The organism is Aureitalea marina (genome assembly GCF_002943755.1).
In the GTDB taxonomy this organism is placed as follows: domain Bacteria; phylum Bacteroidota; class Bacteroidia; order Flavobacteriales; family Flavobacteriaceae; genus Aureitalea; species Aureitalea marina.
Genome location: NZ_MQUB01000001.1, coordinates 2,767,097 through 2,781,852, shown reverse-complemented (window position 1 = coordinate 2,781,852; position 14,756 = coordinate 2,767,097). Strand labels below are relative to the sequence as shown.

Genomic DNA, 14,756 nt, shown 5'->3' with positions numbered 1-14,756 from the left:
TTGATTCTATGGCCAAGACCAAGACAGCATTCTTTTGCCAACACTGTGGCAGTCAATATTCCAAATGGCAAGGACAATGTACTTCATGCAAGCAGTGGAATACCATAGTCGAGGAGGTCATCCAGAGGCCCACCAAGGCAGGATGGGACAGTCAGCAACCTTTATCGAAAAAAGCAGCCAAACCTGAACGGATACGAGATATTAGCGCACAACAGGACCGAAGGCTGGACACCGGAAACGAGGAATTGAATCGGGTTTTGGGAGGTGGCCTGGTTGGGGGCTCACTGGTGTTATTGGGTGGAGAACCAGGAATCGGGAAGAGTACACTGATGTTGCAGATCGCCTTGAAGATACCTTTCAAAACACTTTATGTTTCGGGAGAAGAAAGCGCCCAACAGATCAAGATGCGAGCAGAAAGGGTTCATCCTGATTCAGAAAACTGCTTCATCTTAACAGAGACCAAGACCCAGAACATTTTCCGGCATATTAGCGAATTACAACCCGATATTCTAGTGATCGATTCCATACAGACTCTGCAAACGGATCACATTGAGAGTAGCGCTGGCAGTATCTCTCAGATCAGGGAGTGTACCTCAGAGCTGATAAAATTTGCCAAAGAGACCCATACCCCGGTAATCCTGATCGGTCATATTACCAAGGACGGGAACATAGCCGGACCAAAGATCCTGGAGCATATGGTGGATACCGTACTCCAGTTTGAAGGAGATCGCAATCATATCTACCGTATCCTGAGAGCCCAGAAGAACCGTTTTGGAAGCACTAACGAATTAGGAATCTATGAGATGCAGGGAAGCGGTCTTAGAGAAGTAGTCAACCCCTCCGAGATACTGATCTCCAAGATCGATGAGGGTTTGAGTGGTACAGCCATAGCAGCGACCCTGGAAGGAATGCGACCCTTGATGATCGAGATACAAGCCCTGGTCAGCACAGCCGTCTACGGAACACCTCAACGCAGCACAACTGGTTACAATACCAAAAGACTGAACATGATCCTGGCTGTTCTGGAAAAAAGAGCAGGTTTTAAACTGGGTGCAAAGGATGTCTTCCTCAATGTTACCGGAGGGATCACAGTTGACGATCCGGCGATCGACCTCGCCGTTGTGGCCGCCGTACTGTCTTCCAATGTAGACATAACTGTAGATAAGGGAATTTGTTTTGCTGCCGAGATCGGACTGGCCGGAGAGGTCAGGCCGGTTACCCGCATTGACCAACGAATAACCGAGGCAGAGAAACTAGGTTTTAGCTCTATTGTTATTTCCAAACAAGCGAAACTCGGGAAAACAGATCACGGTATACAGGTGATTCGGATTGCCAAGGTTTCTGACCTGGTGCGTCACCTGTTTGGCTGATCTAAAAATCTTCCAACATTTTACTGATCTCATCCAGTTTAGGAGAAAGGATCACTTCGATACGCCGGTTACTGGCGCGCCCTTCCGCTGTGCTGTTTCTGGTAACCGGAGCGTATTCGCTCCTTCCTGCTGCGGTAAGATTAGCTCGAGACACTCCGGAATTCTCGCTTAAGATAGCCACGATAGAGGTAGCCCGTTTGGTAGAGAGGTCCCAGTTATCCTTGATGTTTCCGTTGCCGCCGTAGGGTACATTATCCGTATGTCCCTCTATGAGCACATCGATCTGTGGATTCTGAGCCAAAACAGAACCCAGGGCCTCTACAGCTTTACGCCCCCTTGAATTCACTGCCCAACTTCCGCTTTGGAATAAGAGTTTATTCTCCATGGAAACATAGATCTTGCCACCTCTTTGCTCTACAGTTAAGCCATTACCTTCAAAATTGGTCAACGCTCTCGAAATGGCATCCTTGAGGTCGCGCATTTGTTTGTCCTTGGAAGAAATAATGCCTTCTAGTTCTGTGATCCGCTCAGATCGGTATTCCAACTCCCTTTGCAAACTGTCCAATCTGGAAGCTTCGGCATTAAGGGCTTTTTCCTTCTCGGCCAACTCGATCAGCAGAGCACGGTTCCTATCGAGGTTATCCGACAAGGAGGCAGAGCTGTTCGCTTCCATGGCATCATAAGACTCCTGTAGTCGATCAAATCGATTCTTTTGAGCCGCCAGTTCCATGGCCAGACTGCGATTTTCCGATTCCAACTGGGCCATCTTCTTGTCCAGTGCCTCTTTATTCCAGTTACTACTCGGCTTATCTTTCTCGTTCAACCGGTCCCAGAGTTCCTGGTTCTCGGTCATAGCCTCATCGTATATATCTTGCAGGTCCTGGTACATTCGGGAGGACACACAGGAGTTCATAATCACTATCAGCAGCATAAGCCCGAGCATTCGGGTAATCAGTTTCTTCAAAATCATATTAGTCAAAATTGAGCTCCACCAAATGCGGGCAGTGATCGCTGTGGTGAGCTTCAGGTAGAATAACGGCTCTTTTCAGGTTTTCTTGTAAGGGTTGGGCTACCATATTGTAATCTATCCTCCACCCTTTGTTATTGGCCCTAGCATTGGCCCTGTAGCTCCACCAGGTGTAATTATGAGGTTCTTTGTTGAAATGACGGAAGGAATCGATGAAACCAGAATCGATGAAATTCCCTATCCACTCCCGTTCCACAGGAAGGAAACCAGAGACATTCTTATTTCGGACCGGATCGTGAATATCGATTGCCTCATGGCAGATATTGTAATCTCCCCCTATCACCAGCTTAGGTGTATCTCGCTTAAGATGGTCGATATATTCCTGGAAATCGGCCATATACTGAAGTTTATGCTCTAGTCTGGCGATGTTGGTCCCACTGGGCAGGTACATACTCATCACGGAAAAATCTTCAAAGTCCAGTCGCAAATTTCTCCCCTCATTGTCCATATAATCGATCCCTGTTCCGTACTCCACATGATGTGGCTCGTGCTTAGATAGGACAGCAACCCCGCTATAGCCTTTCTTTTGGGCACTGTACCAGTAATGATGAGGATATCCGGCATCATCAATTGCCTGGAGATCCACCTGGTCTCTCATGGCCTTGGTCTCTTGAATCAACAGAACGTCGGGGTCGGCTTGTTGCAACCACTCCAGTAGTCCTTTTTTCATTGCGGCGCGAATCCCGTTTACGTTATAGGAAATGATTTTCATGCTTTGGTTTATGGGTGGAGACTAAATTAAATAACATCGTATTTTTACCAGTGGTGGCCCGCGAAAGATATTCAATAGTCTTCAACAAAATAAATCCCGGGCTACAGTAGTTAAATAGCTGATGAAATTCCGGATTCTTTTCCTATTGTGGTGGCTTACCGCCATGGTATTTGCCCAGGATAATCGACCGGATCTCCAGAGCAAACGCGTAAAACTGGCCGATACGGTCAGGGTAGATTCTGTTTCCATCAATCCCCTCGGCTTTAAATTGGAAACCACAGCCGGTCAGTCCGTGGATTCTTTGAGCTATGCCATCGATTTTCAAAGTGGATTGTTATTTCCAAGTCCCGCTCTTCAGAGGCAACAAGACTCCGTGGTGATCCTCTATCGGGCTTACCCGGATTTCCTGACCAGGGAATACTTTGAATTGGACGAATCCATTGTGGTTCAATCTACCGGGGATATCGATAAACTATATGCCCTGCAACAGGCAGGAGATAAACGTGAATTCAGCCCGCTGGAGGGACTTAACACAGTAGGAAGCCTTTCCCGTGGTGTCACAGTTGGTAACAATCAAAACGCCGTGGTCAACTCCCAATTAGATCTGCAGATCACCGGGCGTTTAAGTGAGAAGGTATCTATTCGGGCCTCCATACAGGATGCCAATATCCCAACCCAAGAAGGTGGTTATTCCCAAAATCTGGATGAATTCGACCAGATCTTTATAGAACTCTTCGGGAAGAACTGGAACATCCGCGCAGGGGATGTGGATCTAATCAACAACAACACCTATTTCGGGAAGTTTACCAAGAAGGTGCAAGGTATTTCCCTGGGGGGTTCGGTAGAGCACGAGAATGGAGCCAAAACTTCGGCTTTTGCCGCCGGAGCCTTGGTAAGAGGTGTTTTCCAGAGAAGTCAATTCACCGCCCAGGAAGGGAATCAAGGGCCCTACAAGCTTGTGGGTCCCAATGGTGAGTTATTCATCCTGATCATCTCCGGAAGCGAAAGGGTCTTTGTCAATGGATTGCTATTGGAAAGGGGTGAAAATAAGGATTATGTGATCGATTACAATGCCGGGGAAATTCGATTTAACCCCACCTACCCCATCACCACCAATATGCGGATCACCGTAGAATATCAATACACGGATCAAAACTATACCCGCTTCATAGGATATGGCGGGGGTAATTATACCAGTAGTAAACTAGACATTGGGGCTTATATTTATTCAGAGAACGACGCTAAGAACCAGCCCTTGCAACAAAGTTTGACAGAAGAGCAAGTTCAGGTTTTGGCCGAGGCCGGGGACGATCGCTCCAAGATGCAGGCTCCTTCTGCAGTTCCCGATAGTTTCTCAGAGAATAAGATCCTCTACAGGAAAGAGATCATTGGAGGGGTCGAAGTTTTTGTGTTCTCGACCAATCCCGCGGATGAACTCTTCAGTGTCCGATTTTCCTTGGTAGGTGACAATCAAGGTAACTATGTGATCTCCAACGAAAGTGCGATCAATACCATCTTTGAATACGTTCCTCCAGCAAATGGGATCCCACAGGGAAACTATGAGTCCATTGTGCAATTGGTGCCACCAGTCAATTTACATGTGGGGGAGTAAATGGGAGTTATCGCCCCACGGAGCGGACGCGTATCGATTTCGAAATGGCAGGCAGCTATAACGACCTTAACCGCTTCTCCGAACTGGACGATGACGACAATGACGGTTTTGCAGCCCATTTGAACATCAGGCAAGGCCTGAAGAAAAAGGAAGATAGCCTGCAACTGGATCTTTTGGCCGGTCTGGATTATATCAACCAGGATTTCAGAACCGTGGAGATCCTCTACAATGTAGAATTTAACCGGGATTGGAACCTGACTAATCCCTTGGGTGATCAGCGCTTTGTAACTGCCGGTTTAGAACTGGGACACTTGGGGCACGGCAATGCCCGTTACCAATTTCAAAACCTCGATTTCTCAGAGAATTTTAGTGGTTATCGGCATCTTTTGGCCGGATTCTATCGGATTGGCAATTGGCAATTCCTGGTCAATGGGAGCGTTCTGGACAGCGAATCGGATGTGGAGGATTCGCAGTTCTTCAGGGCCGATATCAATCTGGCTCATTCCTGGGAAAATGCCTGGGCCGGTGCTAAATACAATACCGAGGACAACGAGGTTGTCAGGACTGCAAACGATAGCCTGACTCCCATTAGCCAGCGCTTACAGTCATATGAGGTCTATACCGGGATAGGAGATAGCACTAAGGTGTTTGCCGAAATTGGATACCGATACCAAGCCAACGACAGTGTCCGAGAGAATGCCCTGGTTGCGGTGAATTCGTCTAATACGGTCTTCCTAAAATCCCGCGTACTAAATAAACCCAACGCACAATTGTCCCTGTTTGTCAATTACCGGGTCTTGGAAGATCAGGATGGAGATGATGAGGATGAAAAGAGCCTAAACTCCCGTTTGGTCTACAATCAATCCGTCCTTGGTGGCGGAATCCGATGGACCACGGTCTATGAGTCCAACAATGGCGTATTGGCACAGCAGGAATTCACATACATCCAGGTAGAACCAGGACAAGGAATCTACACTTGGATCGATTACAACGACAATGGCATACAGGAGCTGGAAGAATTTGAGGTCGCCCAGTTTTCAGATCAGGCCGAATATATACGGGTATTGCTCCCCAACCAGGTCTTTGTAAAAACCCGGGACAATCGTTTTAGCCAAACCCTGATACTCAACCCACAGTCTTGGTCGTCTGAAGAAGGCTTCAAGAAGTTTCTATCCCATTTCTACAATCAGACTACCTACATCGTCGACAGGAAGGTTCGCCGGGATGACGAACTCAATATTAGTCCCTTTGATAATAGCGACGAGGATCAGCTGGGATTGTCCCTGAATATTCGGAATTCACTCTTCTTTAACCGCGGTAAGCAACGCTACACTACCAGTTATACTTTTGTCTCTTCATCGACCAACAACCTAATCTCCTTGGGGCTTCAACAGAATAGTCTGAAAAGTCATCAGTTGAATTTCACCCATAAGGTTCAGGATCTTTGGTTACTCAATATGAAAGGTAGTCTGGGGACCAATGAGAGCGAATCGGAAAATTTTGCCAGTCGAAATTTTAAGATCGACAACTACCAACTGGCACCAAAGGTTTCCTACCTCTTGAACAGACAAACCCGCTTTGATGTCTTCTACGAATTCCGAAATAAAGAAAACGGATTGGGAGATATGGAACAATTGGATCAGCATACCCTGGGCTTGTCCTTTGCCTATAACAATGCTGAAAAGATCTCCTTGAACGGTGAATTCAATTATATAGACAATCAGTTTGAGGGCAGTGCTTTTTCTCCCGTAGCCTACCAAATGTTGGAGGGGCTGCAGCCGGGCACCAATTTCACCTGGAACCTGCTCCTACAAAAACGGATCACCAAATTCCTGGACGCCAACCTGACCTACTTTGGCCGAAAGAGTGAGGATTCAGAAACCATCCACACTGGAAGCATCCAACTAAGGGCCTACTTCTAAAAATTAAAAAAGGGGGCAAAAAGCCCCCTTTATGAATCTGTTTTGTGGTTGTTATCGCACAACGATCTTTTTTACCAATCCTCCCTGACTGGTTCCCAATCGGACCATATAGACCCCAGACGAAACATAGTTCATGTTCAGCTGGTAGTTATACGTTCCATTATTGGATTCCAGGCGTCGGTTAAGGATCTGTTGACCCAGGATATTGTAAACAGAGAGTTCTAGTTTTTCCGGACCATTTGGACTGATCATGGTCACTTCGAACAAGTTGTTCCCTTGGTGAATGATTACCAGGTCCTCACTGCTCACTTGGTTGTCACCAAAAGATAGAACGCCGATCTCTGCCAGATAGTCCTCTGTTTCACCATAGGTCGTCTCCTCACAAGCATCATCAGGAACAGGAGCGTTCCAGTTAGTCTTCACACGCATGAGGTGCTGACCAGGACTGGCACTTGCGGGAACACTAAGGGTCATGGTTTCTGTATAATCCCCGGCACCTTGTCCGTCTGCAATCTCGTAGTTGTTCACAACTAATTCGTCAATGGTAAAGACGAAATCGTCATTGAAATCGATCCAGGCACGTACAAACTGATTCCCATAGCCAGTGGTTATGGTCAGATCATAGTCTGCATCCGGAGTTGGTAGCTCTACGATCAGGTTGGTGTAATTCCCGTAACCGTCCGGATCGCAACCCGAATTGTTATCCACATTCTCCAACTGAAGTCTGACAATACCATCTCCCAAAGTACAGTTTGCACCTGGCTCGCAATTGGAATTGACAATGGTCACCGCAGTTTCATCGTTGGTGTTATCACTATCCGTTGGAAGATCTGTTCTCGCACTGAGTGAATATGACCCAAAAGCAGAAAGATCGGCTGTTTGCGTAAATGTGTAGCTAAGCTCAGAGTTTCCAGCCAAAGGCCCTGCAACCTGTTCAGTCACTTCATTACCGTCCAAGTTGTAGGTCACATCAAAGTTAGATTGAGATTCACCTCCAAAGTTGGTAATGGTCACCGTGATCTCGGCATCAGCTGGCAGGTTGGTTCCGGACTGAGGAGCTGTAATAGCCGTTACACCTAAATCGTTAGGCTCCAAAAAGGTAACCTCCTTGGTCGTAGAATCGTTTCCGTTATCCTCATCTCCTGCCAGGGCAGTCGATGCAGTAATGGAATAGGTCTGACCAACAGTACTCAGATCAGCTAGTGTTACAAAGCTGAACTGGGCAGTCTCGGTAGACTCTATGGTCCCATTGAAAGTTTCTGTGACCACAGCTCCACCATCTACCTGATAGGTCACATCAAAATCAGCGATAGGATCCAGACCGTAGTTAAAAATAGTAACTGTGATTTCTTCTGAATCCGATAGGGTTCCTGTTACAGGTGTATCGATACTGACCACTCCTGCATCGTTATTGAAGTTTGGAGTGATTTGAAACACACCCACCACGTTCTTACGCCCACTGTTCATGTATTCATTGATAAACCAGAAGGTCTTGTCATTCACCGGATCGATATCGATCTTACTGTAATCACCATATCGCAATCCAGGGATGTTCGCGTTACCATTGGCGATAAGTTCTTCTTCTATGGTCATGGTCCCTAATGGGTCACTAGCATAACGTCCGGTGTAATAAGAACTAACACGTATTGGGTTGGGGTCACTAGGATCGACTGTCATAGCCGAGTAACCCATCCCGATATTTCCAGAACCATCCATCATCAAACTGGCATGCCAGGCGTGCTTCTCACCTCCGGTTGGAGTATCAGGAGATGTGTAAGTTCCTTCCTGATAAACAGTCCAAGGCTGGCCATCTCCATCTTGTCGTAATTCGAACCAGCGAACACCTGCTTTCTCTCCAGATGTAGCATCTACATCCACCACAAAGTTGAACAGGGCCGAGTTGTAAGCAGGGAACTTACGGAATTGAGCCTGGTTCATGATAGTAGCCTGTAGGGCATCAATAGCAACACCTCCACCTGGTTGAGTCAGGTTAGAAAAGCTACCTCCGTCAAATACAGAGATGAACGGATCGGTAGCTATCTCGGTTGGTGCAGAAACAGTTGAGTTTCCGGGATTGTCAAAATCTGCATCGATGGTCCAGATCTTGAAGTGATCAAAAGAAACTCCACTCCAGGCATCATCCTGTAGGTAGATGATAGTCGCATTTCCGTCAGCTGGCATATTGTCGTCAGTCACATTCAACGCTTGCGGGCTAAAGAAACCGCTTGTAACAATTCCTGGCAAGTTGAACCCTTGGATACTCGCTGCCGGGTCTCCAGCCAGAAGTGCATCTCTTTCAAGAGCCCATACACGGTTTGATCCACCTACATTATCGGTAATGTAATAACCATCACTCCAAACAGATAATTTTTGGTAATCATTGATCTGTGGAATACTGTATACGTACCAGCCGGCTGTGTTTGGATCTGGTCCGTCAGAAACAGCGATCTCGGCACCAGCACCTACAAAGAGATAACTCAAAACCCAGCGGTCCGCTGCAGAATCATAAGAAACGGTAAGGTCACAACAACCTCCACCTGAGAAGATATTGGTCACTGATAGTTGTCCAGTATTGTTATTGGCTGGATCCAACTTGTCATTGAAGATCACGAATCCGGTATTAAAAACCGAAATAACGTGATTAGGACCAACCGCCAGAGACGGGTCTGTTGGTTGAGAGCTGGATGCCGAGGCGTCAAAGACGATCAGCGGCGAACGAGAAGCAATCTTCCCGGTCATGGGATGCGGATTGCTTGCAAAGTAATCATTTGTAGTCTGAGGGTCTTTACCGGGAATGACTTCCGGACGTGAAGAGCGTCCATCTTGGGCCTCTCCAGTTCGATCCTCAGCAGGGATCAGGTTAGTCCGGGAGGATAATGGTTCTACATAACGCATAGAAGCCACTTGTCCCGTGTAAAACGCGCCTTCACTACTGACCTGTTGTGCAGAAACACCAGAGGAGATCAATGCCAAGACGAATAATAGGGATAATTGTAATTTCATCGTATTATTAGTTATTTTTAAGTAATTCTGCCGAAAATAAGAGTTTTTTGCGTAGGAAAGTGAAATTTTTATCAGAACTCTTGGAAAATTCTGCTAGACTATATGAATTCTTGGCACTGCTTTTGAACTAACCAACTAAAACATATTGATTATGAATTTTTTACGATACTTTTCGATTGGAGTTTCAACTCTATTGCTAATATCTTGCTCATCTACAAAAAACAAATCCGACAATACCATTCCCGTGGAGACCAATGCAGAAAAAATGATTGCCGAAGGTTTTGCAGCCGGAACCGTAGTATTATCGGACGAACCTCGAGATTGCCCCGTAACGATAAGATTGGAGGGAACAGACACCACCACCTACTATGACCCTGTAGAGATAGACGATGCCTTTAAAACTGAAGGGTTGAAGGTCTGGTTTAAATTCCGGGGACTTAGAATGGCTAACCGGTGTCAAAAGGCCAATCCGATCGCCATTGAAGAGATAAAAAAAAGAGGGGAATAATTCCCCTCTTTTTTATGAGTATGTCTTTGACCTTAGCGAACGATGATCTGCTTGGTCATCTTCGTTTTAGCGTTCCCTACACTTACAATGTAAACCCCGCTGGCCTTACCATTCATATCCAATTGCTGGTAATAAACTCCTGATGAATTCTTCTTTACCTGAGAATAGATAACTCGGTTTCCGAGGACATCATAAACTGATAGTCTAAGCATATCATTAGTAGAGTTGCTCAACAAGTTAACATCGAATATGCGGTTGTCTGAAGAAGTGATCACAAAATCGGTCTCAGCCGCCTGTAATTCGTCAACAGAAAGTTCTTCTGAGATCTTGAAGGCCGCAATTCGCGTACGCTCTGGAGAAGACCCTGAATACTGGCTAGTATACCAGAAGGTCAGGTCATCTACTGGATCACGCACCAATTGACCGTAATCTCCATAACGAGAGTTCCCTTGGTTGATGGAATTTGTACCTGCCACGATCAGCGTTTCCTGAATGGTCATCTGACCTAGATCGTCACCTGGAGCTCTTCCTGTGTAATACAGCGATGGAAAAGTATCGGGCCCAGTCTTGATATAACCCATGGCCATATTCCCTTCCTGGTCCATACTCATGGCTCCCATGAATACGCTTTCATCATTACCGGTAGGATCAACATAAGTTCCTTCCTGATAGAGTTCCCAGTCTCCACCGCCAGAACGTCTCAATTCAACCCAGCGCAGTCCTGCTTGACGGCTACCGTTGTTGATCTCGACAACGAAGTTAAAGATCATGGACTCATGCGTTCCAAAGTCATAACGATGTGCCTGGAAGTTCATAACGTGTACCAAGGCATCGATACGTTGGCTTACACCTGGCTGCGCCAAGTTGGCAAAAGCATCTCCTCCTGTTCCAGCAATAAATGAGTCGAAGTCCGCCAATGGAATTTCAATCGGTCCGGTCACTGAAGCACTACCTGGGTTGTTCCAGTCTACATCGAACTCCCAAACTACGGCAGCATCTTGAGAAACTCCACCCCAAGCATCGTCATGGAACCATACAATAGGTGCGGAACCAGCTGCAGCACCCGCGCCTTCAGAGTGAACTGGTTGAGGAGCACGGAATACTGTTCCCGGACGGAATCCAGGCATAGTCAATGTTACAGCTTCTGCCGAAGGATCTCCAGCTAAAATCTTTTCACGGTTAAAGGCCAGGAATCTTCCAGATGGAGAAAAGTTACCAGCTACGATGTAACTGTTCCCGTAAATGGAATAGTGTGGGTAGTCATTTGACGATAGCGGGAATGAATACACAAAGTAAGATCCAGTTGGATCTGGAGTTTCAGAAACTGCAAATCGAAGCGAGCTTCCAAACTGAAATTGCGAAATAAACCAACGATCGGCCTCACGATCATAAAGAACGATAGGATCTCCGGAGATAGAACCACCAATTGGGTCGTTGATGTTCTTAGGGAACCCTGGTTCGAGATTACCTTCTTTATCCCATACACCCCAGAATCGGTTGGTCATCTGAACAATGTGATTAGGACCTACTGCCGCAGTTGGATCCGGAGGAAAAAGATTACTAACGTTTACACCGTCAAAACTGAGTAATGGATCATCTCCCGCTCTGGTTTGTGGTTCGGTTTGAGCCAATGGATCAACCTGGGTTGGACTGGCTCCTGCTCCTTTCAAGAATTCGGCCAATGCCGCTTTGCGTTGACTCTCTGTACCTCTCGGGGTCTCTTTTGGAGAGAGGTTATTCAAATCCGCCATTGGAAGGTCTCTCAACGGGGCAGTGATAAAGAAATCACTGGGAGTAATGATCTCTGCTCCTGTAGTCACCTGCTGGGCATTTAAAGGAGTCGAAACTCCCAGACATAAGCAACATGCAAGTAGAAAGTAGAATTTGATTTTCATTAGGATAAGTTTAATAAATTGTTGATTGCATAAAAATACCACCAATTATTTAAAAGGCAATAATTTAGAAGCACTTTCTAAGGGCACAATCCCTGTTCCCAAGCTACCTCATTACTATGAAAAGACCAGTGGATAGGAGTGTTTTAAGAAGCTAACCAACTCTTAACTTCCAATAAGCTAGCCATCTTCGCTGGAAGATCGGATATCTCGACCCGTTCCTGCTCCATGCTATCCCGATGCCTCAGGGTCACCGTTTGGTCATCTTTGGTCTGATGGTCTACTGTGATACAGAATGGGGTGCCTACGGCATCCTGGCGACGATATCGCCGGCCCACAGCATCCTTTTCGTCGTACTGTACCTGGTAATCCCATTTGAGCATATCGATGATCTGGTGGGCGATCTCTGGCAAGCCGTCTCTTTTGATTAAAGGCAGCACGGCAGCCTTTACTGGAGCCAATATGGCCGGTAAGGCCAGAACTGTTCTGGTACTTCCGTCCTCCAAGGTTTCTTCTTTCAAGCTATTGCTGAAAACCGCCAGGAACATCCGGTCCAATCCGATGGAAGTCTCCACCACATAAGGCACATAGCTTTCGTTGAGTTCCGGATCAAAGAACTGTAGCTTCTTACCGCTGTATTCTTCATGTGCCTTCAGGTCGAAATCCGTTCTGGAGTGAATTCCTTCCAGTTCTTTGAATCCAAATGGGAACTTAAATTCAATATCAGTGGCCGCATTGGCATAATGGGCAAGTTTTTCATGATCGTGGAAACGATAGTTATCCGCGCCCAGACCCAGGGACAAATGCCACTTCAGACGGGTTTCTTTCCAGTATTCGTACCATTTCATTTCCTCTCCTGGACGAACGAAGAACTGCATCTCCATTTGTTCAAATTCCCGCATCCTAAAGATGAACTGCCGGGCGACGATCTCATTTCGGAAGGCCTTCCCTGTTTGTGCGATACCAAAGGGCACCTTCATACGACCGGTCTTCTGCACATTTAGGAAATTGACAAAGATCCCCTGAGCAGTTTCAGGTCTCAAATACAGATCTGTCGCATGCTCGGCAGAAGCTCCCAACTTGGTGCCAAACATCAGGTTGAACTGTCTGACCTCGGTCCAGTTCTTTGAACCGGTTTCAGGATCGGCTATTCCCAACTCTTCGATCAGCGCCTTTACATCGGCCAGATCGTTATTGTCTAAGGAACGAGCCATTCTGGCCAGGACTTCCTCTTTCTTTTGACGATAACCAACAACTCTAGGATGAGTAGATACAAACTGAGTCTCATCGAAGGATTCTCCAAATCGCTTTTTGGCCTTGGCGATCTCCTTTTGGACCTTTTGCTCTAATTTCTCAGCATAATCTTCGATCAATACATCAGCACGGTAGCGTTTCTTGGAGTCTTTGTTGTCTATAAGCGGGTCATTGAAAGCATCCACGTGACCTGAAGCTTTCCAGGTGGTAGGGTGCATCAGTATAGCCGCGTCTATCCCGACTATGTTCTGGTGCATTTTCACCATGCTAGTCCACCAGTACTGGCGGATATTATTTTTCAGTTCGACGCCGTTTTGGGCATAGTCATAAACCGCGCTAAGACCATCATAGATCTCACTGGAACCGAAGATATACCCATACTCCTTGGCATGGGCCACTACTCTTTTGAATTGATCGTCATTGTTTGCCATGGCGCAAAAATAAAAAACCGCCGCGATTAGACCGCGGCGGTTGAACTTTTTAAATGTGAAGCAATTACTTCAGGGTCATAGATGCTGTTGCAACCTGATTTGGACCATCAAAAACATTGATCACATATTGTCCTTTGATCAAGTCGTTCTCGTCTGCATCGACGATTACGCATACATCCAACTCTTCATTCTCGTAGAAAACATTGGTTTGAGCACTATAATTCAGGGTTCCTTCGTCAAACTCCAAAACCGATTTTGAGCCCAACAAGTTGTTTGCAGGGTTGATCACTTGTACATAAAGCGTGCGGTCTCCTTTTTCCGCAATCGGGTTTGGTGTTAGCGTAAAACAGGCTCTAACCTTGTCCGCACGACGCGCTCGTCGCGTATCGACTACTTTTCCGTTGTTGCGGATAATAACCCCTTCTCCTCTGAGGTCAACCGCATTTACAACAGATCCCCGTCTAACGGTTTCTGTAAGATCCATGTTCTCCTGGCTAACCGAATCCACTACTTGAATGGTTTGGTCCAGCAACACGTTGGTACTATCACGTTGCATGGCCAGCATTTGGTTAACCTCGATCAAACTATCGGCTTTGCGGAACAACATCTTCCGTTCGTCACGTAATCTTCCGATCTCTGCCTTGTATCTTCGGATAAGCGCCATATTGGCCTCCGCATCTCTAACCGAGTCCAAAAGCACCTCGATACGGTCCCTGGCAGCCAGTAATTCTTGATCTTTCAGTTCGTTTTCTTGAATCACCTCATCATAATTGGCGATCAGGTCTTCCAGCTCATCCTCGATCATGGCTTTCTCCGCCTGCATATTGGTCACCGTCTCCTTACTATCATTGTAAAGTGTGAAGGTGTAAATTGCCAGGACGATCAATAAGGCCGATAAGACCCCGATAATAATCTTAAATTTGTTTGTGTTACTCTCCGTTGTCATGTAAATGTAATATTTGGGTTTGGATGCAAAAGTACAAACTCCACACATAATGCATTGATTTACACCTATAAAAAAGCCT

At 46.4% G+C, this 14,756-nt stretch carries 10 protein-coding genes; 4 read left to right on the top strand and 6 right to left on the bottom strand.

What is annotated here, in order from left to right:
* Positions 1-8: 8 nt before the first annotated feature.
* Positions 9-1,370: a DNA repair protein RadA gene (radA, locus tag BST85_RS12725; protein WP_104813602.1), complete on the top strand. Its 1,362-nt coding sequence runs from the start codon at positions 9-11 to the stop codon at positions 1,368-1,370.
* A 1-nt stretch (position 1,371) separates the two neighbouring features.
* Here radA and BST85_RS12720 read toward each other — a convergent pair whose 3' ends face one another.
* Together BST85_RS12720 and BST85_RS12715 are read right to left on the bottom strand one after the other, a co-directional pair.
* Positions 1,372-2,340 (bottom strand): OmpA/MotB family protein, encoded by a 969-nt coding sequence (locus BST85_RS12720; RefSeq protein WP_104813601.1) that lies wholly within the window; start codon positions 2,338-2,340, stop codon positions 1,372-1,374.
* 1 nt (position 2,341) lies between these two features.
* A complete protein-coding gene (locus BST85_RS12715; RefSeq protein WP_104813600.1) occupies positions 2,342-3,109 on the bottom strand; it encodes an exodeoxyribonuclease III in 768 nt (255 codons plus the stop codon).
* Between the two features lie 121 nt (positions 3,110-3,230).
* Between BST85_RS12715 and BST85_RS14745 the strand changes: the two genes are divergently transcribed.
* A complete protein-coding gene (locus BST85_RS14745) occupies positions 3,231-4,721 on the top strand; it encodes a hypothetical protein (RefSeq protein WP_342750434.1) in 1,491 nt (496 codons plus the stop codon).
* A gap of 44 nt (positions 4,722-4,765) precedes the next feature.
* Positions 4,766-6,643, top strand: a complete 1,878-nt coding sequence (locus BST85_RS14740) for a hypothetical protein (protein WP_342750433.1) — start codon at positions 4,766-4,768, stop codon at positions 6,641-6,643.
* A gap of 51 nt (positions 6,644-6,694) precedes the next feature.
* On the opposite strand, the gene BST85_RS12705 is transcribed toward BST85_RS14740, so the two are convergent.
* On the bottom strand, positions 6,695-9,646 hold the full coding sequence (locus BST85_RS12705) for a GEVED domain-containing protein (protein ID WP_104813599.1): 2,952 nt from the start codon (positions 9,644-9,646) through the stop codon (positions 6,695-6,697).
* A gap of 244 nt (positions 9,647-9,890) precedes the next feature.
* Here BST85_RS12705 and BST85_RS12700 point away from each other — a divergent pair, with 244 nt between their 5' ends.
* Positions 9,891-10,154 (top strand): hypothetical protein, encoded by a 264-nt coding sequence (locus tag BST85_RS12700; RefSeq protein WP_146090724.1) that lies wholly within the window; start codon positions 9,891-9,893, stop codon positions 10,152-10,154.
* 32 nt (positions 10,155-10,186) lie between these two features.
* On the opposite strand, the gene BST85_RS12695 is transcribed toward BST85_RS12700, so the two are convergent.
* From BST85_RS12695 to BST85_RS12685, 3 genes are all read right to left on the bottom strand, one after another.
* Positions 10,187-12,049: a T9SS type A sorting domain-containing protein gene (locus tag BST85_RS12695; RefSeq protein ID WP_104813597.1), complete on the bottom strand. Its 1,863-nt coding sequence runs from the start codon at positions 12,047-12,049 to the stop codon at positions 10,187-10,189.
* 143 nt (positions 12,050-12,192) lie between these two features.
* Complete coding sequence (locus tag BST85_RS12690; protein WP_104813596.1) at positions 12,193-13,731, bottom strand: glycine--tRNA ligase; 1,539 nt, start codon at positions 13,729-13,731, stop codon at positions 12,193-12,195.
* 64 nt (positions 13,732-13,795) lie between these two features.
* Entirely contained in the window at positions 13,796-14,725 is a 930-nt protein-coding gene (locus BST85_RS12685) for a hypothetical protein (RefSeq protein WP_181040022.1), read from the bottom strand.
* Positions 14,726-14,756 lie beyond the last annotated feature (31 nt).